The organism is Macrococcus animalis, from assembly GCF_047425875.1.
Lineage (GTDB): Bacteria > Bacillota > Bacilli > Staphylococcales > Staphylococcaceae > Macrococcoides > Macrococcoides animalis.
Genome location: NZ_CP179727.1, coordinates 1079934 through 1105118, shown reverse-complemented (window position 1 = coordinate 1105118; position 25185 = coordinate 1079934). Strand labels below are relative to the sequence as shown.

At 33.3% G+C, this 25185-nt stretch carries 27 protein-coding genes; 17 read left to right on the top strand and 10 right to left on the bottom strand.

Annotated features, from left to right (window positions below; all coding sequences use genetic code 11):
- Positions 1 to 3: 3 nt before the first annotated feature.
- The 9 genes from ACMGE9_RS05810 to ACMGE9_RS05770 are packed head-to-tail and all read left to right on the top strand — an operon-like array spanning position 4 to position 7108.
- Positions 4 to 534 (top strand): tyrosine-type recombinase/integrase, encoded by a 531-nt coding sequence (locus tag ACMGE9_RS05810; protein WP_414044294.1) that lies wholly within the window; start codon positions 4 to 6, stop codon positions 532 to 534.
- A 20-nt stretch (positions 535 to 554) separates the two neighbouring features.
- Entirely contained in the window at positions 555 to 2843 is a 2289-nt protein-coding gene (mbhE, locus tag ACMGE9_RS05805) for a hydrogen gas-evolving membrane-bound hydrogenase subunit E (RefSeq protein ID WP_414044293.1), read from the top strand.
- Positions 2830 to 3255 (top strand): monovalent cation/H+ antiporter subunit B, encoded by a 426-nt coding sequence (locus ACMGE9_RS05800; protein WP_414044292.1) that lies wholly within the window; start codon positions 2830 to 2832, stop codon positions 3253 to 3255. The genes mbhE and ACMGE9_RS05800 overlap by 14 nt, the downstream gene beginning before the upstream one ends.
- A complete protein-coding gene (locus ACMGE9_RS05795; RefSeq protein ID WP_414044291.1) occupies positions 3252 to 3581 on the top strand; it encodes an NADH-quinone oxidoreductase subunit K in 330 nt (109 codons plus the stop codon). The genes ACMGE9_RS05800 and ACMGE9_RS05795 overlap by 4 nt, the downstream gene beginning before the upstream one ends.
- On the top strand, positions 3574 to 5040 hold the full coding sequence (locus ACMGE9_RS05790; protein ID WP_414044290.1) for a proton-conducting transporter membrane subunit: 1467 nt from the start codon (positions 3574 to 3576) through the stop codon (positions 5038 to 5040). Before ACMGE9_RS05795 ends, ACMGE9_RS05790 begins: the two co-directional genes overlap by 8 nt.
- A gap of 52 nt (positions 5041 to 5092) precedes the next feature.
- Positions 5093 to 5530: a Na+/H+ antiporter subunit E gene (locus ACMGE9_RS05785; protein ID WP_414044289.1), complete on the top strand. Its 438-nt coding sequence runs from the start codon at positions 5093 to 5095 to the stop codon at positions 5528 to 5530.
- 2 nt (positions 5531 to 5532) lie between these two features.
- The gene (locus tag ACMGE9_RS05780; RefSeq protein ID WP_414044288.1) at positions 5533 to 5805 is read left to right on the top strand and encodes a monovalent cation/H+ antiporter complex subunit F; all 273 of its coding nucleotides are present in this window, start codon (positions 5533 to 5535) and stop codon (positions 5803 to 5805) included.
- Positions 5789 to 6178, top strand: a complete 390-nt coding sequence (locus tag ACMGE9_RS05775; RefSeq protein ID WP_414044287.1) for a Na+/H+ antiporter subunit G — start codon at positions 5789 to 5791, stop codon at positions 6176 to 6178. The genes ACMGE9_RS05780 and ACMGE9_RS05775 overlap by 17 nt, the downstream gene beginning before the upstream one ends.
- Before the next feature lie 18 nt (positions 6179 to 6196).
- Positions 6197 to 7108, top strand: coding sequence for an alpha/beta hydrolase (locus ACMGE9_RS05770; RefSeq protein WP_414044286.1), 912 nt, complete (start codon positions 6197 to 6199; stop codon positions 7106 to 7108).
- A gap of 23 nt (positions 7109 to 7131) precedes the next feature.
- Here ACMGE9_RS05770 and ACMGE9_RS05765 read toward each other — a convergent pair whose 3' ends face one another.
- Positions 7132 to 7965 carry a YitT family protein gene (locus ACMGE9_RS05765; RefSeq protein WP_414044285.1) on the bottom strand — a complete coding sequence of 278 codons (834 nt, stop codon included), beginning with the start codon at positions 7963 to 7965 and terminating at the stop codon, positions 7132 to 7134.
- Between the two features lie 64 nt (positions 7966 to 8029).
- Positions 8030 to 10711, bottom strand: a complete 2682-nt coding sequence (locus ACMGE9_RS05760; RefSeq protein WP_414044284.1) for a YhgE/Pip family protein — start codon at positions 10709 to 10711, stop codon at positions 8030 to 8032.
- Between the two features lie 224 nt (positions 10712 to 10935).
- Here ACMGE9_RS05760 and ACMGE9_RS05755 point away from each other — a divergent pair, with 224 nt between their 5' ends.
- Complete coding sequence (locus ACMGE9_RS05755) at positions 10936 to 11382, top strand: hypothetical protein (RefSeq protein ID WP_414044283.1); 447 nt, start codon at positions 10936 to 10938, stop codon at positions 11380 to 11382.
- Positions 11383 to 11427: 45 nt separating this feature from the next.
- Here the strand turns inward: ACMGE9_RS05755 and ACMGE9_RS05750 are convergent, their stop codons facing one another.
- The gene (locus ACMGE9_RS05750; RefSeq protein WP_414044282.1) at positions 11428 to 11874 is read right to left on the bottom strand and encodes a hypothetical protein; all 447 of its coding nucleotides are present in this window, start codon (positions 11872 to 11874) and stop codon (positions 11428 to 11430) included.
- Positions 11875 to 11989: 115 nt separating this feature from the next.
- Positions 11990 to 12772, bottom strand: a complete 783-nt coding sequence (locus tag ACMGE9_RS05745) for a TerC family protein (protein ID WP_414044281.1) — start codon at positions 12770 to 12772, stop codon at positions 11990 to 11992.
- A 344-nt stretch (positions 12773 to 13116) separates the two neighbouring features.
- Between ACMGE9_RS05745 and ACMGE9_RS05740 the strand changes: the two genes are divergently transcribed.
- Positions 13117 to 13569 carry a DUF1801 domain-containing protein gene (locus ACMGE9_RS05740; RefSeq protein ID WP_414044280.1) on the top strand — a complete coding sequence of 151 codons (453 nt, stop codon included), beginning with the start codon at positions 13117 to 13119 and terminating at the stop codon, positions 13567 to 13569.
- Between the two features lie 15 nt (positions 13570 to 13584).
- On the opposite strand, the gene ACMGE9_RS05735 is transcribed toward ACMGE9_RS05740, so the two are convergent.
- The 4 genes from ACMGE9_RS05735 to efeO form a co-directional block, all read right to left on the bottom strand.
- Complete coding sequence (locus ACMGE9_RS05735; RefSeq protein WP_414044279.1) at positions 13585 to 14196, bottom strand: DedA family protein; 612 nt, start codon at positions 14194 to 14196, stop codon at positions 13585 to 13587.
- Positions 14197 to 14313: 117 nt separating this feature from the next.
- Positions 14314 to 16011 (bottom strand): FTR1 family protein, encoded by a 1698-nt coding sequence (locus tag ACMGE9_RS05730; RefSeq protein ID WP_414044278.1) that lies wholly within the window; start codon positions 16009 to 16011, stop codon positions 14314 to 14316.
- Positions 15986 to 17221: an iron uptake transporter deferrochelatase/peroxidase subunit gene (efeB, locus tag ACMGE9_RS05725; RefSeq protein WP_414044277.1), complete on the bottom strand. Its 1236-nt coding sequence runs from the start codon at positions 17219 to 17221 to the stop codon at positions 15986 to 15988. The genes ACMGE9_RS05730 and efeB overlap by 26 nt, the downstream gene beginning before the upstream one ends.
- Before the next feature lie 5 nt (positions 17222 to 17226).
- Positions 17227 to 18090: an iron uptake system protein EfeO gene (gene efeO / locus ACMGE9_RS05720; protein WP_414044276.1), complete on the bottom strand. Its 864-nt coding sequence runs from the start codon at positions 18088 to 18090 to the stop codon at positions 17227 to 17229.
- Between the two features lie 168 nt (positions 18091 to 18258).
- Between efeO and ACMGE9_RS05715 the strand changes: the two genes are divergently transcribed.
- Positions 18259 to 18618, top strand: a complete 360-nt coding sequence (locus tag ACMGE9_RS05715) for a hypothetical protein (RefSeq protein ID WP_414044275.1) — start codon at positions 18259 to 18261, stop codon at positions 18616 to 18618.
- Positions 18619 to 18698: 80 nt separating this feature from the next.
- Here the strand turns inward: ACMGE9_RS05715 and deoD are convergent, their stop codons facing one another.
- The gene (gene deoD / locus ACMGE9_RS05710; protein WP_414044274.1) at positions 18699 to 19415 is read right to left on the bottom strand and encodes a purine-nucleoside phosphorylase; all 717 of its coding nucleotides are present in this window, start codon (positions 19413 to 19415) and stop codon (positions 18699 to 18701) included.
- Between the two features lie 252 nt (positions 19416 to 19667).
- On the opposite strand from deoD, the gene ACMGE9_RS05705 reads away from it, so the two are divergent.
- On the top strand, positions 19668 to 20726 hold the full coding sequence (locus ACMGE9_RS05705; RefSeq protein WP_414044273.1) for a PTS transporter subunit IIC: 1059 nt from the start codon (positions 19668 to 19670) through the stop codon (positions 20724 to 20726).
- Between the two features lie 15 nt (positions 20727 to 20741).
- Positions 20742 to 21734, top strand: coding sequence for a D-2-hydroxyacid dehydrogenase (locus ACMGE9_RS05700; RefSeq protein WP_414044272.1), 993 nt, complete (start codon positions 20742 to 20744; stop codon positions 21732 to 21734).
- Between the two features lie 105 nt (positions 21735 to 21839).
- Here the strand turns inward: ACMGE9_RS05700 and modB are convergent, their stop codons facing one another.
- The gene (gene modB / locus ACMGE9_RS05695) at positions 21840 to 22511 is read right to left on the bottom strand and encodes a molybdate ABC transporter permease subunit (RefSeq protein ID WP_414044271.1); all 672 of its coding nucleotides are present in this window, start codon (positions 22509 to 22511) and stop codon (positions 21840 to 21842) included.
- Between the two features lie 254 nt (positions 22512 to 22765).
- Here modB and ACMGE9_RS05690 point away from each other — a divergent pair, with 254 nt between their 5' ends.
- From ACMGE9_RS05690 to ACMGE9_RS05680, 3 genes are all read left to right on the top strand, one after another.
- Positions 22766 to 23365 carry a C39 family peptidase gene (locus ACMGE9_RS05690; RefSeq protein ID WP_414044270.1) on the top strand — a complete coding sequence of 200 codons (600 nt, stop codon included), beginning with the start codon at positions 22766 to 22768 and terminating at the stop codon, positions 23363 to 23365.
- 186 nt (positions 23366 to 23551) lie between these two features.
- Positions 23552 to 24490: an ABC transporter substrate-binding protein gene (locus ACMGE9_RS05685; RefSeq protein ID WP_414044269.1), complete on the top strand. Its 939-nt coding sequence runs from the start codon at positions 23552 to 23554 to the stop codon at positions 24488 to 24490.
- Between the two features lie 131 nt (positions 24491 to 24621).
- Positions 24622 to 25173, top strand: a complete 552-nt coding sequence (locus ACMGE9_RS05680) for a biotin transporter BioY (RefSeq protein WP_414044268.1) — start codon at positions 24622 to 24624, stop codon at positions 25171 to 25173.
- Positions 25174 to 25185: the final 12 nt, after the last annotated feature.

Sequence of the window (25185 nt, the reverse complement as noted above, 5' to 3'; positions counted from 1 at the left end):
AATATGATTAGGTCGCTACCCATAAAATCAGTTCAAGACATTGCAGCTATAAAATCATACTTTAGAAATGAACGTACAAGAGATTATTTGTTGTTTGTGCTTGGAATCAATGTGCCGCTAAAACTGCATGAGCTTCTGGAATTGAAATGTGAAGATTTAACTTATGATATAAATCGTTATAAGTTTAATGTGTACGGTTATGAAATTTATTTAAATCGAGATGATAGTCTCATCTTAAGAAACTATGTGCAACATAAGTCGAATGAAGAGTATATTTTTGAATCTTTAAGAGCAAATTCACCTATTACTAGACAACAATTTCATCGCATATTAACCAATGCTTCTTCAGCAGTCGGTTATGAGTTTTCTATTGGACCTCAAGCACTTAAGAAAACATTTGCATATCACGCGTATTTACAAGGGGTTCATATTCTAGATTTAATGCATTTGCTAGGTCATCAGTCAAAAGCAGAAACGTATCATTTCATTGATGTAGCGCCTCAGGAAAAGAAGTGTCTAGAATTAAAGATTTAAATTAAGAAAGGATGTGAACGATGTTATTTAGCATAATACTAATTGGATTAATTACAATACTTTGTATTCAGTTATCTCAAAAATTACTACCCACAATAATGATAAGTGTCCTCGCTTTATTATATCCTATTATTTCTACCGCTATCATTCTAAATACACCACGACAGACTGATAATACGATTACTTGGATACCAGACATTGGTTTATATTTCTCATTCAAACTAGACGCCGCATCATATTTCTTCTTTTTAATTATTTCTGCAATCAGCATTTTAGTGATATTTTATAGTGTATTTTATATGAAAAATTACAATCGTCATGCCTATTTTTATTCTAGTTTAACATTATTTATTATTGCAATGTATGGTATCGTACTCTCAAATAATATAATCATACTCTATTTATTTTGGGAGTTAACAAGCGTTGCTTCGTTTCTATTAATTGCATTTCACTTTGAAAACGAAGCGTCTTATTTAGGCGCATTAAAGTCATTTGTGATTACAATTCTTGGTGGGGCATTTATGCTTATTGGTTTCATATTATTAAATCATATCGCAGGTACTGCACAAATAGATAAAATACTAACATCTAATGTAAGTGATGATCCTTTATTTATGATAAGTATGATATTGATTATGGTAGGTGCATTTAGTAAATCAGCACAATTTCCATTTCATATTTGGTTGCCTGATGCAATGGAAGCACCGACACCAGTAAGTGCACTATTACACTCAGCAACAATGGTTAAAGCAGGGATATTCTTATTAATTAAATTTTTACCAATATACATAGGAAACACGATGTTATCTTATCTCCTACTTATTGTGGGGATTTTCACTATGCTAATAGGTAGTTATGTAGCGATATCAAAGCATGATATGAAAGCATTACTGGCGTATTCTACGATAAGTCAGCTTGGTATGATGGTTGTTTTCATTGGTATTATCGCTCACCCCCATAGTGATAACTTTATTCGTTCATCTGCTTATAATGGACTTATTTTACTCATTTTGAGCCATGCATGTTATAAGGCAACGCTCTTCATGGGGACTGGTATTGTCGATCTAGCAACAGGAACACGTGATATGAATCATCTGAAAGGATTAAGACATAGTTTGCCTGTTACATTTATTACGATGCTTATTTCGAGTTTGGCAATGGCAGGATTACCATTATTAAGTGGTTTTTTATCTAAAGAATTATTAATAACATCACTGTTTAATATAAAGGATCGTGCAGGCTTCTCAACTTTATTGTTATTTGCAATCATTGGAAGCATAGGGACATTTATATATTGTTTCGTACTAATTATACGTCCCTTTCTTGGAAAATCAACCGTTGAGATAAAGCCATTACATCCATTGATTGATGCGAGTAGTGTCATACTAACTCTTGTGACAATCGTACTATTTTTCATTCCAAATCAAGTTCAAGCGTTGTTTATCGAACCTATAGTTCAAGAACAAACTTCGCTGAAATTAGAGCATATATCAGCTTGGCATGGATTTACACCACCATTATTTATAACCATATTCATTTTCTTAGTCGGGTTTATTGTAATAAAAACAGGTTATTATAAATATCTTTTTGGTCTATTTGATAAAGTTGCTTTAAATAAAGCATATAATTTCTTCGGAAAATCAAAAGAATATATTTCTAAACAATCATTATCAGTATTAATGACGGGAACTTTAAATGTATATGTAATTTATTTATATGTATTTATAATCATATTAATCTTACCAAACTTAGTTAAAACAATGAATGTCAAATGGTCGATCAAATATGAAATTACATTATTTACTTTAATTATAGGTATCATTATGATCATAAGTGCATTAAGTTTGTTGTTTGTAAAAAGTAGAATGACAGCCGTAGTTTTGGTAGGTCTTGTTGGTTACGGTATAAGTATCTTATTTATGGAATTAAAAGCACCGGATTTAGCATTAACGCAGCTTGTTATCGAAACAATTACAACGGTACTTTTCCTAGCTTGTTTTTATCACTTACCTAACTTAAAGAAAGAAGATACAGGCATTGGATATAAGATATTAAGGCATGGCATAGCATTGCTAATTGCTATGATTGTATTTTTAGTAATGGTACACAGCAATCAAACAAATACATTTGCTACAATTTCAACATACTATAACAATAGTTATAAGATAGCGGGAGCAAAGAATGTAGTGAATGCCATACTTGGAGATTTTAGAGCATTTGATACGATGCTAGAAGGTGTAGTAATTATGATAGTTGGTTTTGGAATCTATACGATTTTGAAGAAAGGAGCTAAGCATGAAGGAAAATGATTTATTACTCGAAAGCATTTCAAAGATTGTTATTATAATCATTTTGACATTCGGATTTTATATCTTCTTTAATGGACATAATGCTCCTGGAGGTGGCTTCATAGGTGGCTTGGTCTTTAGTTCAGCATTCATTTTGATGTTTTTAACGTTTGATGCTAAGCGTATTAGACAGTTATTACCTTTTGAATTTCATAAATTAATTTCGGTGGGGATTATTATTTCTTTAACTGTCATGGTTGTACCTGTTTTCTTCGGACATGCCTTTTTAAAGCATGAGGATATTTATCTTCATTTACCATTATTAAACGAACTACATTTATCAAGTGTTACGTTATTTGAATTCGGTATCTTGCTTACTGTGGTGGGTGTGATTATGACTATATTATTATCGATTAGTGGTGATAGTAGATGACGATATTATCAATTATTACAGTCATATTAGTATATGTTGGTGTAAATCTCGTATTATCTAAGAATTTAATTCGGGTAGTTTTAGGGACAAGCATATTAAGTCATGCAGCACATTTATATTTAATTTCAATGTCATTTCCAGGAACAGATTTACCATTTGTTGATGGAAATATTCCAGATGTTGATGCACTACCTCAAGCATTAATATTAACGGCAATTGTTATTAGTTTTGCGACAACTGCTTTACTCTTAGTATTAATTTATAAAAATTATCAAATGAATAAAGATAATCAAGTTGATAGCTTAGGTGGTGTAGATGATGAGTAATTTACTAATCATTCCATTGCTTGTTCCCATTCTATTAGGAGTGTTTACGTACTTAAAAGATAAAATGATTTATGTTATCGCTATTATGACATTATTTATTAGCATAATTCCGACGCTGTACTTAACAATAAAATCAGTAGAAAAACCGATTATACTCAATTTGGGAGGTTATACAGCACCTTATGGTATACAACTTTATGGCGATTTGATGAGCTTGTCATTTGTGATTATAAGTATGGTTGTTGTTATTGTAGTGTTGTATTTTCAATATGTAAATAAGTTAAGAGACGTAACTGTCCCTTTTATTTTGTTCATTTTAGCTGGAGTGAATGGCTCATTTCTGACCGCAGATATATTTAACTTATTTGTTATGTTTGAAGTAATGTTACTTGCCTCATTCATTCTAATAGTTGCCGGAAAAAAGAAATATCAGTTTAAAGCAAGTATTATCTATGTAGTTCTCAATTTAATAGGTTCATGGGTCTTTCTTATTGGTATTGGTATATTATATCGCGTTTATGGCACATTAAACTTTGCGCATTTAGGAATGCGTATGAAAGAAACTGGATTTGTTGATACACACGCTGTTATCGTATTGTTGTTTATTGTAGTATTCAGTTTGAAATCAGCGCTGCTTGTATTTATATGGTTGCCAAGATCTTATAGTGTATTAACTTATGAATTAGGTGCAGTATTTGGAGCCCTTCTGACAAAAGTGGGTGTGTATGCCACAATCAGAACGACAACTGTAATATTTGTACCATATCAACAGATGCTTTCTTCTATTATTCTTTATATGGCGACTGCTACGATTATAGTGGGCATGTTAGGAGTTATTAAATATAGAGATATAAAAATGATGTTTTGTTATCAAATAATTTTATCTATAGGCATTATTTATTATGGTATATCAACATTTTCTGAGCTGGGTATTAATGGTGCAGTAATTTATACTTTAAATGATATGCTAGTGAAATCTTGTCTGTTTCTAATCGCAGGTCTTATAGTTAAACGTTATGGATTAATAGACATGGAACATAAGCAAGGATTATTACATAATGCAAAAGCAACGGCATTCATTTTCATCTTTTTAGTATTTTCTATCGGAGGAATGCCTTTTACTGGTGGATTTCCCGGGAAATTAATGATGCTACAAGCTGGAATTAGTACACACTCGGTTCTATATGCATTATTAGTTGTAGTTGGTACATTTGTAGGTATGTTTGCAATGATACGTTTATTTATTACTCTATTTTTAGGACCAGAAAACATATACGAAGAATATTTTACAACATTACAAGCTAAAGCAATTAATCGTACGTATACCAAAAAGCTTGTTGCCATTGCTATAGTGTTGGTGATTACATGTATGATTTCAATATTTGCTACGTACTTTGTAAATAATTTATCGATGTTAACTTATGAGCGCTATATTGAAAATGTAATGATGGGGGGATAAGTTTATCGCACAAATAGTATTAAATTTATTTATTGCTTTGATTTGGGTGTTAATGGTCGATGAAGATCGGATTTATCTCTCCACATTTATTAAAGGCTATTTAATCGGGATTATCATCTTATATATTATTCATCGCTTTTTTGGGCATCAATTTTACTTAAAGAAAGTATGGATCCTATTAAAACTTGTACTCATCTTTAATTATGAGTTGATGAGTTCAAGTTTATCTACGATGTATCATATTTTATTTATACCACATAAAATTGCACCAGGAGTCGTCACATATAATACAGCAATGAAAAAGGATTGGGAGATTACTAGTTTAATAATGCTTATCATATTAACACCAGGTTCTGTTGTATTGAGGTTATCTCATGATAATAAGAAATTATTTATTCATACTTTACATGCTACACCGTCTGAAAATTTAAAACTATTAAAATCAATTAAACGTTACGAACGCGTTATAAAGGAGGTAGGAGAAAGTTGAGTATGTTATTAATACAAGCTGCTTTAGTTATCTACGGGGTGTCTATTATGCTTGTCATGTACAGAGCGATATCTGGTCCTTCTTTACCTGATAGAATTGTAGCGTTTGATAGTATAAGTGCTATGATTATGTCGAGTGTTAGTATCATGTGTTTGGTTATGGATACGACTTTATTTTTAGAAGCTATTCTTATTATTGGTGTGCTGTCATTCATTAGTACGATTGCAACATCACGATTTATAGAACGAGGTGTTATCTTTGAACGTAAACGATAGTATAAACTTATTACTCGCAATTGTTATATTTGTAGGTAGCGTTATGGCACTTATTAGTGCGATAGGTATTCTGATATTTAAAGATGTTTACACGAGGAGTCATGCTGCGACTAAAAGTTCAACGCTCGCAGTTTTATTGACGCTAATTGGAGTATTCATTTACTTTATAGTGAATGAAGGTTATATAAGTTTCAGATTATTACTTGGTATATTTTTCTTATATTTAACAAGCCCAGTAGCTGGACACTTAATTACAAGAGCTGCCTATAATAGTGGAGTGGAAATGAAAGTACAAGGCCCAAAGGGAAAGCATTTAAATGACTTACTTCCAACTCATAAAAAGACATCAAAAAAAGGTAATGCCAAAAGATAAAGTGACGGAGTGATAAACATGTCGGTTCAATCAATTTTATTTAACTCGATGATAATGACACTAGACAAATATAAGGAGATTTTCAATCGACCACCAGAGGACATTCGAGTATTGCGTAACATTAAATATAGTAGGAGAGTAACGAATAATTCATTGAACATATATTTACCAGCATTGATAAGGGACAGTTATCCTGTGATTATTAATGTACATGGTGGGGGCTATGTTTATTCTAATAAAGAAACATATGAAGCATATTGTATGACATTAGCAGAACAGGGTTTTGCAGTTATTAGTTATGATTATGATTTAGCACCTAAACTAAAGTATCCGACACCACTTGTTCAATTAAATGAGTGTTTGCACTGGTTAGAACAAAATTATTCTGCGTATGATTTGAATTTACAAAACCTTTTTATGATAGGTGATTCTGCAGGTGCACAAATAATGACACAATATGTGACGATGTTATCTAATCCTAAATATAATAAATTTTTTGATATATCGTTACCCACAATAAGTGTTCTTGGTATTGCAATCAACTGTGGATTCTTCAATGCTATTGATATTGCTATTGCAGAGAAAAAGTCATTTTCACGCTTTATGGTAAGAGGTTTAATGGAAGATTATGTCGGTAAAGATTTTCACGTGAAACAAAATGAAATAAATTTTGAGTCATACATAGATAAAAAATTCCCCGCAACTTTTGTGGCGAGTAGCGTGAATGATATGCTCGTAGGTAAAGCGCCAAACATCTTATTATATCTAAGGAGAAATGGTGTTAAAACGATATACCGTGAGTATGGTAAAGGTGATTTCCTCGCTCAACATAATTTTCAAATGGACATAAGAAGACCTAGCGCGAAACAATGTACATCTGATGAATTGAACTTTTTTAAAATATTAATAGGCGAAGAAAGCACCCTGTAAGGATAGGGTGCTTTCTTCGTCTATTAAGTATTCCTTGCAAATTTTCCATGAACTTCTGTTGTCTCATAAACATTTATGAAACAATTTTCGTCATGACTCTTAGCTATTTTAATGACGTTTGGTAATTCATATCGTGTTAGTACCATCGTAATCATATGTTTTTTATCATTTGAATATCCACCGTATACATCCATTACAGTAATGCCACGATAAACTTCATCTATTAAACCTTGGCGTACGCCTTCGTAATTAGATGTGATGATATTAACTGTTAATTTAATATTTGATGTGAATATAGTATCAACTGTTTTACCTGTGATATAAATTGATAGCAATGTCATTAAAGCTAAATTCCAATCAAATAAGAACCCCGAACATATAATAATAACGCCATTAAGAATTGTCATAATCAAGCCAATAGAAATATTACTATTTTGACTAATAATCATTGCAACGATATCCATACCGCCAGTTGTGCCTGAATATTTTAAGATAATCCCTACACCAATACCAACAATGACACCACCAAAGATAACATTTACGAAAAGTTCATCTGAAACACTTTTTGTTGGTATAACTGTTAAGAAAAATGATACAACTGCAACGCTGAGTACAGTATTATACATCACTGATTTTTTTAATTTCATAAATCCTAAAATCAATAGTGGTAAGTTAAGTAATAAGTTAAGTAAACCTGCATCGACGTTTATTAATTTGTTAAACAGTAATGCTAGACCACCAACGCCACTACTTAAAACATCATTTGGTAATAAGAACACGTTAAAAGCGAAAGATATGAGAAAAGATCCGAAAACCGTTACTAGTGTTTTAAAGATAAAGTTGTTTTGATAATTCATTGAAAAGCTCCTTTATTCATGTATAGACATTATATCAAGTATTATTTGAGATTCATAGAGGAGTTTATTCAACAAGATTACTTGCCTGACTACGTGCATAAAAGCCTTTTTTAATCGGTTCAAATTTTGGTTTCATTACAATTCCAAAAGTAAATATCAATCCAGTAATCAAATAAAGTATACCGAGCTTTGTCCATGCAAGTTCAGGTGTTATACCTCCAACAGCTTCACGCAATAAATCGACTGCATAGGTAAAAGGTAAGAATGGGTGAATGCGTTGGAAAAATAAAGGTGTTACTTGAACAGGAAATGTTCCTCCGCCACCCGCAATTTGTAATACCATAATAATGATAGCAAACGCTTTGCCTATGTTACCGAGTAAACTTACAAGTGTATATACTATTACAGTGAATGCCAGTCCAACTAGGATTGCAAATATAACATTATACACTGGATGTTTCGCATAAGCATCTAAAATAAATAAATTGCCAAGAACTACGATGATGGCTTGTGCCACACTAATTAATAAGAATAGAATCATACGACCTAGATAGAGTTCACGTAAATTAAATTTATTCTTAATTGATGGATCTTTAAGCTCAGTTGTAAGGAGATTCCCACACAGTAATGCTCCTACCCATAGTGCTAAAGCAGTATAAAATGGAGCACTAGCTGAACCATAGTTCGGAATCGGGAAAACTTGTGTTTCATCTAAAATAATAGGCTTTGCAAAGTAATCAGATTCATCTTTCATATCATTCTTTAATAGTTTTACAAGCTTATTTAATGTATTTTTATCATTAAATGCTCTTAATTTATTTGCAGCCTTTTTTATATCTTGTTCAATACCTGGTAAATCATTACGTGCAAATGTAGCGAGTTCATGAATACCACCTTGTGCGCCAGGTAAATTATCATGTAATAATTTCGAAGTACTATCATATTTATTTAATACATTAGGTAAATCGTTAGATGCGAAATTACTTAATTTCTCTAAATCATTCAATACGCTTGGTAAATCAGATTGTACAAAGTTACTTGCTTGTCCGATCTTTGTTTTGAACTGCGGGTAGTTTGCTTGAGCTGTTTTATTCACTTGAGAAAATCTCGATTCTAGTGACGGAAGTTGTTGATTGATTTCATTTAAAGTGGTATTTGCTTCATTCGTAACACGTATGGCATCACCCAAAATACCATCAACTTTTGTTGCAAATTGATTCGCTGTATTCAATTTTTCAGCAATCGTATCTAAATCACCATTAATTGCTGAAAGACCTGATTCAAGCGTGTCTTGCATCGTAGTATCCGAGTATATGCTTAAATCTTTCATTGCATTTTGTGCTGATGTAATGGCATCTTGATCAAGAGCTACTGCATTCTTAGCATTAGATTGTTCAGCAGCTTTAGCAAGCGTTTTGTTCAGGGCGGTAAGTGATAGATTCGTTGTGTTAAATTGTTTTGAGATATCAGATGTATCGAATCCTAAATCACTGACTTCATTCATAATACGAATCACTTCATTATTGAATTGAATAGTTTGATTGATATTATCATGATATACATTTAAGTTCTTAGTCAATGTCTCTGATGCACTTGGGTTTTGGTTTGCAAGAGTACTTAAGTGATTTAACATATCCAGTGTCGCATCTGCTTCTTCACTTGATAATTGACTTAGTGCACCTATACCATCTTGAAGCGCAGTGTAAGCTGGTTTTATATCGACGGAACTGAGTTTTTCTTGCCCTTTTTCATTCAAATTTTGTGCTTTATCAATCTTATCGTGTACTTTAGGCATGGCATTCTGTGATGTATTTAAGACTGACTGTGCTTTAGTTGTCGCAGTTATACCTTTAGCAACAGCATCGTTGATTTCAGGAAACTTCTGTTCTATCGTGTTCGCTTTTTGAAGAGCATTCTCAATACGGGGTAAGTTATTATTAAATTTAACAATCATTTGGCCTAATGCATTGATATCTGCTGCGTGTTGATTCGCTTCGATTATTTTTTCAGCACCACCATTTAGTTTGTCACGATATTGGTTTAATCCATAAAATTCATCCGCATATTTTGAAATATCACCTTGATGATTATCAATTTTAATAACCGCCTCTCTGAAACGTTCAATATCAGGTATGGCGCGTTCTGCATCATATACTGCAGTTTCAATTTTGTGGTATAACGGAATTTGATTTTCAATTTTAATCCCTGCACGGTTACTTTCTTGGAGTAGCGCTTTTGTCGCAGTATCTATAAACTTCTCACTAAGAGATTCAGTTATTGCTGTTGCACCCGCAGTTGTCATTTTTGGTGCAATGGCATTAATTTTTTGATTTACTTTATAATCGATGTGCGCACGCTTAGGTTTTTTATGAAAGATACTGGTCATGTCTTCAGAGAATCCTTTTGGGATGTGAATTATGGCATAATATTCACCCATACGTAATTTGTGATCTGCACCTTTTAAGTCATCAGTGAATTGCCAATTAAATTTATTGTTATGTTTTAATGATTTCACGAGTTGATTGCCGACATTGACTTTCTTTCCTTTTACTTTTGTGCCATTATCCTCGTTGATAACAGCGACTTGTAAGTGTTTCGTATTGGAGTATGGATCCCATGAAGATTTTAAATTAAACCATGCATAAAATGATGGAAGTATTGATAAACCTACTAATAAAATAATAAAACTAGGTGTTCTTTTAATGTTTTTTAAATCGTGTAGAAACAATTGAAGTGCGTTTTTCATTTAATCCCTTCTTTATATTGATATAGTAAAATTATATTATAATGCAACTTGATTTTAGATTTAGCATATACCAATATAACAAAAAGGGTAAAAAGATACAATGGAAAAGATGTGAAAGAATTAAATATTTGATGAAGTAGTGAAATGATGATGAAAAAAGAAATATATGAAAATGCATATCATTTCATGATAAAATAAGTTAACTAAAAAATGAGGTGTAACCAATGAACGAAGAGGAAAAAGTGTCATTATTAATTGATGAACGTACAGAGTTAATACCACATGAGATTGTTTACGATACTGAAACAATGAATCAAAATGCTAATACTCCAATCAATGATGAAAGTCAGATTGAAATACAACAAGAACGTATGTCTTCAGGAGAAATATTAAGAGAAATCGCTGAAGAAGACGAGCTTGTTACGGAACATAACCAGGCGTTAGAAGAAGTGAAGCTTTATAAATATATTATAAATACGATTGATTTTCATGAAGGCGATGCGATTACTGTTGAACAACTACACAACATCGCAGCACATAAAGAGTCAAGACTATCATCAGAAGATTTAGATGAAGTATTAAATGATTACATTGAAGCAGGTTACATAAGAATTGAAGAAGAGAGCATATTTGTGACCTTCTTAGGCAGACATGTGATGACGCTCTTATAGTAGAAAAACGTATCAGACTATAAATCTGATACGTTTTTATTTGCTTTAATTATCATTTAATAGGTAAGTTTCCTCGTCACGTGAGTGAATTTCATTTACGATAATTAAGCTTCTGAAGTAATCAATAATCTGCGTTGAAAATCCTTCATTCTCCATTTGTGATTTTATTTTAGCGACGACTTGGCGCATAATATCATGATCACGTGATAATTGTTGCACCTTATCATGAAGCTCGGGGTTATTGTTTTCAGCTTCTGTATAGAATCCGTCTTCTTCTTCCTCGGCATCCGCGTGACTAATTACGCGAGATTCCCAGAAATCAACAAGCGCTATTACTTCTTGAATCACTTCTTCCTCAGTACCATTTTGATATGTTCTAATTAATTCATCTGTCATATTCACAGCAAGTCCTAAACCTGTGTCATGAATTTGCTTGTGCGCGTGTAATTGTCTAAGTGATGGTCCGACTGGCATACGATCATCTCCATTCATTATATATACATCTATTGTATTATAGAAAATACAAATAAAAGACTAGGGGATTCCCTAGTCTTTAATAATCTACAAATTGATACATTGTTTATCAGTTAATAATTAAATATTATTATTATTGTTGTTTACTCGTTCCTCTTTTGCTTGTAACAAATCCAATCACTAAGATTGAAAGTAAGACACCCCAGAAGATTAACTGCCATTGTAATGAATGTGGGAAGTCGTGTGGTAACACGTGAATTGCTTCGTGTGCTAATACAAGTACAACAAGTTTAATCCCAATCCAGCCGACAATCGCAAATGCTGCAGCCTCAAGGCCAGGATATGTTTCTAATACTTTGATGAAATATGTTGCTGCAAATCGCATTAAGATAACACCCAGCATACCACCAATAAACATGACCGTAAATTGACCAGCGTTCAGCCCCATAAAGTCTGGTCCGACTTCTGGCAATGTGATTGCAATTGCTATTGCAGCAAGCATTGAGTCAATCGCAAATGCGATATCAGCTGCTTCCACCTTAAGCACTGTCATCCAGAAGCCACTCCCTTTAGGTAGTGCTTCTTCTTCTGCAATGTTTGGAACACTTTCATCATCTGTGTGATTCTTCTTTTTAAAGTAAGTATATAAACTTTTCACTGACATAAAGATTAAATATGCTGCACCAAGTGCTTGTATCCACCAATACTTCGCTAAGAATGTGATAAAGAATAATGAAATTAATCTAAAGACAAAAGCTCCTACTAAACCATAAAATAAGGCCTTCTTACGTTGTTCCTCTGGTAAATGTTTTACCATCACAGCCATAACGATAGCATTATCAGCTGCAAGTAACCCTTCTAAAACAATTAAAACTAATACCACCCATGCATATGCCATTAAAATACTTGGATCCATAATAATTCCTCCTTTATTTTAATGAATATAAAAAGACCCATGCCAAATAATAATTGGCAAAGGTCTCACTGAACAGTATATGTTCCATAACGCCGGAAGTTCCAAAACTTCGTAATGACGACGTTATGCTTGAGGTCACCCTCTGAGCTACTCCCCTTCGACATAAGTCTTAGGATATTCATTTGTTTGTCTATTCAAAGTATATTGAATAAACATCATTACGATTACTTTAACACAGAATTTTTTAATAAGCTATAATTTTGTTTTTAATAAATAATATTATTAGATTAAATGAATGATGAAATATTATACTAAGATTAATAAGACATCAATAATATCAAGGAGTGAAAGCATTGGACACAGTAGCAGAATATATTGAAAATATTCCTGAAGAAAAACGCGAACCATTTGTAAAATTGATGGAAGTGATTGATGCACATTTGCCAGAAGGGTTTGAGAAAGTGATGCAGTATGGGATGATTAGTTACGTGGTACCGAAATTAATATATCCGGAAGGTTATCATGTAGATCCAACATTACCGTTAGCTTTTATTTCACTTGCAGTACAGAAGTCTCATATTGCGGTATATCATATGGGTGTTTATGCAGATGAAGACTTGCTGGATTGGTTTGTAATGGAATATAAAAAGACCATGTCGACAAAACTCGACATGGGGAAAAGTTGTATTCGATTTAAAAATCCTAAAAAGATACCATATGCGCTAATAGGTGGACTCGTCCAGAAAATGTCTGTAGATGACTGGGTCAAAATTTATGAAGCAAGTAAGCCTAATTAATAATTATTTTGATTTTTATTCATCTTTCTTTCGACGATATAACCAAATGATGCCACCAATAATGATGAGTGCCATAATGGTATAGAATACACTAGAGTACATATCAAAGTAATGAAGGACAAGTTCCCAGTTCTGACCGAGGATCATTCCTAAATAAATTAATACAGCATTCCAAATGAGTGTTCCTATTGTTGTGTATATAATAAATGGAATAATCGACATTTGGCTAAGTCCTGCGGGTATTGAAATTAAACTACGGATGAGCGGGATGAAGCGGCATAGAAATACAGCAGCGTAACCGTATTTGTGAAACCATTTATTCGCACTGTGTAAATCATGAATATCAAGTCTTAAAATAAAACCATATTTATCGACTATCTTTTCAATTCTTCTTAGACCTAAAATATGACCAGCATAATAAAGTACGATGGCACCCAGTACAGCACCTAAAGTTGATGCGATGAGCATGCCGGTGAATGTGAGTTTCGGAGATTCATCTACCATGAATCCACCAAACGTTAATATCACTTCTGATGGAATCGGTGGAAATACGTTCTCAAGTAAAATCAATAAGAATACACCGAAGTATCCGAATTGTTCCATGACTTTCATAATCCATTCTTGCATATCGTCACTCCAAATATTTGTATTGGTTACTATTTTACCGTATTTACAGGGATGAATTCAAAACAAACGACCGATGCGTTGTAAGAATCGGTCGTTTGTTTATTTGAAATTTTATAGTTATGATAATTTTTCTTTTGTTTTAGTCATGAATATATAAATCAGCACAAATATAACGAATACGATTTGTGGAATTAACGTTTCAATCGTTGGATATAGTCCTATTAGTTGAATGTGTGGCATCCAGTCTAATGTTGTGTTCGATAATTGATTCAATACTTGGAATGTATGAACACTCACACCTAGTATTTTAAATGCTAAACAGAAGATTAAAATGGACATCACTAAGAACAAAGTACGAATAGGGATAATGCTCGTAATACGTTCAAAGAATACTGCAAATAATATTAAAATAACAATTGCTAAAAGAATGCCTAATAGTAATTGTGCTAAACTTATTTTACCGGCAATCCCTGCATAGAAGATAATTGTTTCAGCACCTTCACGGAAGACGGACAAGAAGCTAACGAATGCGAAGGTAGAGATACTGCCTGATGATATTGCCTGGGTAATATTCTTGTTAATGAATTTATTCCAGTTTTTAATGGATGATTTCGAATGTAACCAAACACCGATTAAGATCATAAATATCACTGAGAAGACCCCTACATATGCTTCTAGTTGTTCGCGTCCTTGTCCTACATTTTTAAAGAGTAGGTTAAAGCTCATCGCAAGCGCAATACTGAGTAATAGTCCGATAATACTCCCCACTATAATCCATCGTGTTGCTTTCGGTTGCTTTGCATTTTTAGTAATTGACAAAAGGGCCATAATAATAAGTAACGCTTCTACACCTTCACGTAACATGATGAGTGCTGAGTCAATGAATGTATAGTGATCTTTAGCGACGGCTTTCTCAACTTTACTGTTAAGATCCTTTAATGCCGCATTAATCTTGTCTTTATTACTGTCATTTAAGCTCCCAGCATAGTCAGGGATGTCTTGTTCAAGTTGTGAATAAAGGCTAGCATCACTATTTCGAATATCACCTTCAACGTTTGGCCAAGTTGTAATAAATTGCGTTAAAGTTGCTTTCGCAGCTGTTAAATCATTTGATTCGATTTGTTTAGATGCATCTTTCAAATACGTTGATAATATAGAAGCATCTCCACTTTTTTGTTGCTTTGCTTTTTTACCTTGAATATAAGCATCAAGTTCAGATGTTAAAGTGTTGAGTTGTGCAATCGCACCGTCTTGATCGACAGGTTGTTTACTTAATGCAATACGTGTCATCATAAGTGCAGTCTCTATTTGACCGTAACGACCAATATCATCTTCACGTACGACTTTTTCATTCGCAGTCCAAGCTGCATTTAACTTTTTATTCGTTTCTAAAGCTTGTTTGTAATCTTTATTTTCGATTTGTGCTGTCATATCTTTAATTATCGGTGTTAATGCATTGATTAATTTTTTGCGTTTCGCATTTTTATCAACGGGATTCAATTGTTTTTCAAGCGTCATTAATTCAGGCGTTAAGTTTTTTATGATTTTAAGGCGTTCATCTTTATCGATTGTTGATTGTAACGTATCGATTTGTTCTGTTATTTTTTCATTTAATGCTTTATCTTTCTTGGGGAGTTTGTTGTAGTTTGCTTCAAACTCAGATAAATAATGATTGAATAATTTATTATCATTACTTTCGATACTAGATTTCATATCCGTAATACCGATAAATAGATCGCTCAAAGAAGTTGCGGCTTGCGCTGTTGGTGAAATCATAAAACATATTAAACTAAATAGAATCAAGAAGCGTTTCACCAATGTAACCTCCTTCTTTAACACCAGGGAATGCTAGAAAGACCCCAGAGCCACGATGTGTAATGTATTCATTCATACGGTCAATAGACCCAAGCATGCTTTGTATTTGTGTGAATTGTTCCGGTGACTTTTGGAAACTAATGAAGATCAGCCCCGCGTCAAATGCACCAGTCTTCTCGTTCACACCGTTTGTATAGCTAAACGATCGACGTAACATTTTTGTTTTTGCTTTTTTGGATAAATGAACGTGTGAGTCTTGTGGAATGATGTAGTTGCCTTGATCATCTTTATTGTTGATATTCACAATATCAAACTCATCTTTCTTACCCAGTGGCGCGCCTGTTTCACGATGGCGACCAAATGTTGCTTCTTGATCTTCTAAAGCAGTTCTATCCCAAGTTTCTAAATGCATTTGAATTTTACGCACGACTAAATAACTACCATTTTTCTCCCAACCTGAGTCCGCAAATATATATTGATTTAGCGCACCTGTTTGATGCGCTTTCGGATTTGCAGTGCCATCTTTAAATGAGAATAAGTTTCTCGGGGTTTGTACTTTACCGTCTTTTTCTTCAAATGAATTGAAGCCGACTTGTGCCCATTTCATTGTGACAAGTCCGCTAGATGCACGTACTAAGTTACGCACTGCATGGAAGTTTACTTGTGGATCATCACTACATGCTTGAATGACAATATCGCCACCTGTAAATTTGTCATCTAATTGATCTTTAGGGAAGTGGGGGACGTCTTTTAAAGCTTCAGGTCGTTTGTCTGTGATTTTTAATTTATCAAAGAATGTAGGACTAACACCAAATGTTAAAGTAAGTCTAGCTGCATCTAAACCAACAGCTTCTCCAGTGTCAATTGTCGGTAGTAATGTATTATCTGTAACAGGTGCGATTAAATCACCATTCATAAGCTTAATGCTATGTGCTGTCCATTTTTTAAACATCTCTCTTACTTCACTGATATCTTTTGAATGTAATTCGAGAACGACAAAATAGACATGCTTTTGCACGTCTGAAATAATGCCTGATTGATATTTTCCGTAGAAATTGACTTTGTGTTTTGTGTTCTTATTGTCTTTACCGAAATGGTTAATCGCAAGTAGTGAAGTACCTAGTCCCGTTGATCCAACAACGACACCGGCACCTCCAATTCCTGCAATTTTAAGAAAGTCTCGGCGTGACATATTATTTTTTTCTGTCAATGTAATCACTCCAAGATAATTGCCATTTGGCTTAATGGTTCACCGAGTTGGTCAACGGCGGTAGATAATTTTTTCGTATCTTCTTTTGATAATTTTTCGTAGCTTACATAGTCCCCATTACCAACTTCGTGTTTTTTAAGCAATGTGTTCACAGCATCAAATTTTGATTGAATATTTTGAGCAAGTTTATCGTCTTTTGCTTTAATTTTTTCTTCAAATAAAGAGAAAATCTTCTCAGCGCCTTCAATATTTGCTTTGAAATCGTAAAGGTCAGTATGTGAGAATATTTCTTCTTCACCTGTAATCTTAGACGTTGATACTTCATTTAATAAGTCGATTGAACCTTGTAACATCAATTTAGGTGTTACTTCAGCAGTATCTACTTTTGCACGTAGCTCTTTCGCATCTTTTAATAATTGATCAGCAACTTTTTCGTAGCCTTTCGTTTTGTTCTCAACCCATAATGCTTTTTCAAGCTTGTGGTATCCTGACCATTCTTTTTCCTTACCTTCAGCTTCCATATCTGCTAAACGCGCATCTATTCTTGGATCTAAATCACCAAAACTTTCAGCAACAGGTTCTGAACGTTCGAAATACATACGCGCTTTAGGATAGATCTTTTTCGCTTCATCAATCTTTCCGGCTTTAAATGCGCTGACAAATTTGTCAGTATCTTTTACGAATAAATCGATTTGTTCTACAGTAAATGCTTTGTATGCATCGGTCTCTTTAGATAAATCAACTGTCTTTTTTGTCACTATTGCAGTTTTATCTTCTGTCTTCGTTGCTTCTTGTGCTTTGTTGTTGCCACAAGCTGTTAATAATAATGTGCCTATAAGTAATGAAGTGGTAAATAACTTTTGGTTCATGATGCAACTCCTTTTTAATTGTTAATGATAATCATTTTCAATTAATGATAACGGTAACAAAGTATAAACGTCAATAGGAAATTGTTATTTATTTGAATAATAGGAACGATTAAGCGCGTTTATTACGGGTATATGTACAGTATTAAATACGATTGAGAGGCTAGTACAATGAATAAATTTAGACAAATTACTGAATCAGAGTTATTTCCGACAGAACAATTAGGGCCTGAAATTTATGGTACTATTCATTTTCCGGTAGGTGATCAAACTGAATTTGATGGCGCTTATATTACGACGAATGAACGTTTATTTATGAATGTCGATATGGGTGAGAAAGTATATGAACGTGTTGTAGGTTATAACGAAATTACATCAGCATCTAAAACGGTCAATGGTGTGCTACTTGATTTTCATATGGGTGGTATTCCAATGACACATGTAACTAAAGGAGATGCACAAGCATTTGTAGATTTCGTTAATGAGCACATCGAATTGGCAAAAGAGAGACAAGGAAAGGCACCTGAATAAATGAGGAATTAAAAAACGCTGCTGGATTCAATTATCCGGCAGCATTTTTTTATTAAATATTATAGCAATCCATTAAATGATTATTCTACGATTTCTAAAGCGATTTCCATCATTTTTGTGAATGATGTTTGTCGCTCTTCAGGTGTCGTTTCTTCGTGTGTTAATAAGTGATCACTTACAGTGAAGATACCTAAAGCACGAACGTCTCCACCAGCGTAAGCAGCATTCATATAAAGTCCTGCTGATTCCATTTCAACTGCTAAGATACCCATTGAGCGCCATTTATCAGTCGCTTCTTGGTTTGCATTGTAGAAAATATCAGATGATAAAACATTACCAACGTGGTTAGGCACACCTTTTTCATCTGCTAATTGTTTTGCACGCGCTAATAAATCATAGTTTGCGATTGGTGCAAAGTGTCCAGGTAAACCATATTGAGCTACGTAGTTAGAATCAGTTGAAGCACCTTGTGCGATAATAACATCATAAACATTAATACCTTCTTGCATTGCGCCACATGATCCAACTCGGATTAAGTTCTTAACACCAAATGTGTGGATTAATTCATATGAGTAAATTCCGATAGATGGAATCCCCATACCTGTTCCCATTACTGAAATCTTTTTGCCTTTGTATGTGCCAGTGTAACCAAACATGTTACGCACTTCATTGAACTGGACAACATCTTCTAGATAAGTGTCAGCAATAAATTTTGCACGTAATGGATCTCCTGGTAATAGTATCGTTTCTGCGATTGGATTGTTTTCTGGTTTAATATGTGGTGTAGATTTAGACATAATATAAGTCTCCTTTAATTTCTATAGTATTAACTTTAGTCTACAGAGTAATGCATATTTTATCAAGTGAGAGTATACATAGGTAGTTTGATTATTATCATTACGAACTATTTTTAATATGGGGAAAAATATTATAAAAGATATTGTGAATTTATTCACAAGATGTTATATTAGTGGCGTAATAGTTCTTAATAATTATTGAATAATAAAACTAAGTTAAAAATCACACAAAGAAATAGGGAGGTCATTTACATGACAGAGGTTCAAGAGAGGCTCACAGCAAAATCGTTTTTATTCAAAGTTTTAAATGGTGTAGCTTTAGGGATTGTTGTAGGATTAATTCCGAACGCAATTTTAGGTGAATTATTTAAGTATTTAATGCAATTTCATTCATTTTTCGGCACATTATTAAATGTCGTTGTTGGTATCCAGTTTACTGTACCGGTTATTGTAGGTGTTTTAATTGCCATGCAATTTAAGTTAAATCCATTACAAACAGTTATCGTAGGTACAGCAGCATTCGTGGGTTCAGGCGCAGCAGTGTTCCAAGATAAAGCTTGGATGTTAGTCGGTATCGGGGATTTAATCAATACAATGTTAACAGCTTCTATTTCAGTCTTAATTATTTTATGGATTAAAGATAAATTAGGTTCTTTAAATATTATTCTCTTACCTATCATAGCAGGTGGCTTAGCAGGGTTAATTGGTATTTTAACTTTACCTTATGTGAAATTAATTACAAGTTCGTTAGGTCAACTCGTAAATAGCTTTACAAACTTACAACCTATTTTAATGTGTGTCTTAATTGCAATCGTATTTAGCATATTAATTGTTTCACCTATTTCAACAGTAGCAATTGCTATGGCCATTGGTATATCGGGTATGGCTTCTGGTGCAGCGAACTTAGGAGTAGCTGCGGCAGCAACAATGTTGGCAATTGGTTCAATCAAAGTTAATAAATCTGGTATCACTTTAGCAATACTTATGGGTGCGATGAAAATGATGATGCCAAATTTAATTAAATATCCAATCATTATTTTACCAATAGCTGTAACAGCCGCTACAAGTGGTTTGGCAGGTGCAATTTTCAATATTAAGGGTACACCAGCTTCAGCAGGATTTGGATATTCAGGTTTAGTAGGTCCAATTAATGCATTAAAGTTTATGGATGGAAATATAGTAGCGAATCTAGGTATACTAGCATTAGCTTATATCGTAATTCCAGTCATTACGGGACTAATTGTAAATACACTTTGTCTGAAATTTAAAGTGTATACACCAGAAGTATTTAAATTTCAATCCGGTGAATAGGAAAGGAAGTATTTTATGAAGATATTAATGTTTGGTACGCGTGAAGATGAGAAGCAAGCAGCGTTAGATTGGGCACGACGAGAAAATGTAGAAGTTACATTTAATGAAGGTCCACTTACGATGGAAACTGTTAATTTATTGGACGATTATGATGCAGTAACAACAAGCCAAACAGCAAAGTTAGATGATGCATTATACGAAATTGTGGCACGAAAAGGAATTAAACAACTTGCACAACGTTCAGCAGGTTTTGATATGTTCGATTTAGACAAAGCAGCAGAACATGGATTAATTATTTCAAATGTGCCGAGTTACTCTCCAAATGCGATTGCTGAATATGCAGTTACTTCTGCAATGAATATTATTCGTAATACAGAAAAAATTCAACGTAAAGTTAGGGAACATGATTTTACTTGGAACAAATCAATCATTAGTAAAGAAATGCGATCAATGACAGTTGCAATTATTGGTACTGGTCGTATAGGTAGTATAACTGGTCAAATTTTAAAAGGATTCGGTGCTGAGGTTATAGGATATGACATATATCCAAATGAAGCAGCAAAATCATTCTTAACCTACACTGATACGTTAGAAGAAGCGATAAAAGATGCGGATCTGATTTCAATTCATATGCCACTAACAAAGGACAATCAACATATGTTTAATGCAGAATTATTTGCAAAGATGAAAGATGGCGTTTATATTGTGAACACAGCGCGTGGTGGTATTTTAGATACGAAGGCATTATTAGAGGCTTTAGACTCTGGAAAAGTCGCTGCAGCTGCACTTGATACGTATGAAAATGAATCACCTTACTTTCCTAAAGACTATAGAGGTAAAGAGATAGAGGATGAAGTATTGTTAGAACTTATTTTTCGTGACGATGTTCAGGTTTCACAACATATCGCATTCTATACTGAAACGGCAGTCATGAATTTAGTTGAAGGTGGTTTAAATTCAGCGAAAGAAGTTGTTGAAACAGGAACATGTGAAAATAGAGTTAACTAATTTATTTAGGTATATAATAAATAAAGAGACTAAAATATTAGTCTCTTTATTTGAATGCTTAAATTTATTATGTAAGAGTATCAACAACTATTTTGCTAAAAAGCGTTATTTTCTTAATAATTGTGTTGCCATCATCATCATAAATGAGAGTGTTATCATAATTGCAACCCACCCCCAAGCAAGTGTCATTTCATTATTTTCAATTGCGATATAAATCGCTGTGGGCATCGTTTCAGTTATACCGGGAATATTACCTGCAAAGATAAGCGTCGCACCGAATTCTCCTATAGCACGTGCAAATGATAAGAGAATCCCAGTGAGTAATGCAGGTTTTGTCAAAGGTAATATGATGTTCGTAAAGATTTGTCTCTTTTTTGCACCATCTACTATCGCTGCATTAATAATTGAATGAGGGACTTGTTCTATTCCGATTTTAAGTGATTGATACATGAGTGGAAGAGCCACAAGTGTTGATGCTGTTATCGCTGCATATATTGTAAATATTATCGGTTGATTAAATATTTGCTCTATGAGTTTTCCGACGGGGCTATTTTTTCCGAGGGTAATGAGCAGTATGAAGCCAACAACCGTTGGTGGTAATACCATTGGCAGCATTATGATAGATTCTATTATTGATTTCCCTGGAAATGATTTCTGTCCAATTAAGTAATGGAGGACAATTCCTATTACAAGGCTTAGGAGTGTTGCAATCGTTGCAACTTTCAATGAAATTATAATAGGTGATAGAAAACTATCACTACTTAATATTTCTTGCATTGTTATCCTCCTTGTCTTTTGGGTGTACCTTAGTATTTATCGTTATTATAGCACTATATAGAATGTTTGATGAGAACGAAATAAACTTTGGAAAAATTGAATCTTAGGATTAGGGTATGATAGATTTCATATATTCGTGTCAATCGAAAGCAGTGGAATAATTAAGAAATATCTATCTTTTACTGAACAACATATTTGATTATTCCTGTCATTTCCTATTTAATTACAGTAAGAATATACAGGTGGCGATGACGATGAATAAATTAGTACTCAATATTAAACCAAAGACACAGTGGTTTCCACATTTTTATTTATTGGGCTGTGAAGCTGTGTCTGTTTCAATGGGTCTACGTTATAAAGGGGTAAAATTATCTTCTAGAAAAATCTTAAACGAAATTCCGAAGCATAAAACTAACCCATTTAAAGGTTATGTAGGACCGAAACGTATTATTAAAAACGATAAACATCAAACTGTATTTCCAAATGTCATGGTTGATTATTTAAGTGATTACTATAAAGCGATAGACAGTACAGGTCAATCGATGGCAGAGCTAGAACAAGCCATTATGAATAATCATTCGGTGGTACTGTATGCTACCTCGATGCATATTGAACCTTTATTAAAGGAATTTAAAGTTGAGGGTCGAATGTTAGAATTTGTGACTAATATGCATGTGATTCTACTTGTTGGTATGGACAATGAGTATTATTATGTAATTGATCCGCTGTGGGCAAAGTTTGGCTTTATTAAAGTACCCGCAATATTTGCAATGAGGCAACAATTAATCAAAGTTCGTCGTCGCACGTTAGAAAAACGTTATGAGAATGCAGGGCGTATGAGTATTATTATTTGAAGTAAACAACTGTGTTATGGCCATTAGTGATGGATGATGTTGTTGAAAGAATAGACTTGATTATTTCAAGTCTATTCTTTTTGTGTAAAATTGTTATATAAATATATAGAATTAGTATTTGATATTTTAATGAAAGCGATTATAATTAAATAGTATTGATAATCAGTCTCAATTAGGAGGATGGAAATGAAAAAGTTATTTGCATTATTCATTGCATGTATTATGGTTCTTGCAGCATGTGGTGGTTCAAGTGATAAGAAAGAAACAAAAGAAACAAAAGAAACAAGCGGTAAGTCAGAAATGGTAGATTTCAAGTTAGATAATGGTAAGACAATTAAGATTCCAAAACAACCTAAACGTATTGTTATTATGGGAGCTAGTTATGTCGGCAATTTATTAGATCTAGGTGTTAAGCCAGTCGGTGCAGATCAATATGCATTTCAATCTGATATATTAAAACCAAAATTAGACGGTGTTGAAAAATTAAACCCAGGTGAAATTGAAAAGATTATCAAACTAAAACCAGATTTAATTTTATCTTTTGATACAGATAAAGATAATGCGAAATATGCTAAGATTGCACCAACAATACCATTTACATATACAAAGCACGGTTATTTAGATGTACACGAATTGTTAGGTAAAATTGTTGGTAAAGAAAAAGAAGCAAAATCATTTGTTGATGAGTGGAATTCTACAACGAAAAAAGATGGAGAAGAAATTAAAAAGCATTTAGGTACAGATAAGAAGTTTTCTATCTTCCAATTCTTCCAAAAAGAAATTTACGTGTATGGCGATAACTGGGGGCGTGGTTCAGAAATCATTTATCAAGCATTCGGTTTAGATATGCAAGATAAAATTAAGAAAGATGTTAAGCCAACAGGTTGGAAAAAGGTATCAGCTGAAAGCTTAGGAGATTACGCAGGTGATATTGTACTTGTTTCTAGTGATACTGGTAAAATTTCAAATACAGTGACAGAATCTAAAGTATGGAAAAACATGGACGCAGTAAAAAATAATAAAATAGTACAATATGATGCAGAAGACTTCTGGTTCAACGATCCAATCTCTTTAGAACATCAACGTAAAGTATTAAAAGAAGCATTGTTAAAATTAGAAGAATAATACTTTAAATAAATAGATAATTAGATGAGACGTCTGTCTCATCTTTTATTTAGCAATAATGTAAACTCATTATTTATTTAGGTTAACATTATTGCTATAATTGGATTATTCTTTGAGAAATGAGGGTTTATATGAAAACGAAAGATTTAGTTATTGTAGGTATGTTTACCGCGCTAATCGCTGTATTAGGTTTATTACCACCGATAAGCATTCCGGGTATTCCAGTGCCATTCACATTTCAAAATTTAGGATATATTTTAGCGGGTTGCTTGCTTGGTAGCCGTTTAGGTGGGTTATCTGTTTTGATTTTTACAATATTGGTCGCAATCGGTTTACCGGTATTATCAGGTGGTCGTGGAGGGTTTGCATTATTCTTCGGCCCTACTGGGGGATATATTTTATCATTTACACTTTTAGCTTTTTTAATCGGATTTATTGTTGAACGCATGAATTCACCAAAAGTATGGCAAGTTTTTGTTGTTAATGCTTTAATTGGAGCATTTTTATGTAACTTAATTGGTGGAACATTTATGGCATTTAACTTGAAACAAGATATTATAACAGCTTTAAAATCGGTATTAGTATTTATTCCAGGAGATTGTATTAAAGCATTTATTGCTGCGATATTAGCAGTGAAATTACGTAATGTACCTACTATTCAAAAAAGTTTACGCAGCAACTAGTATGCGTAAACT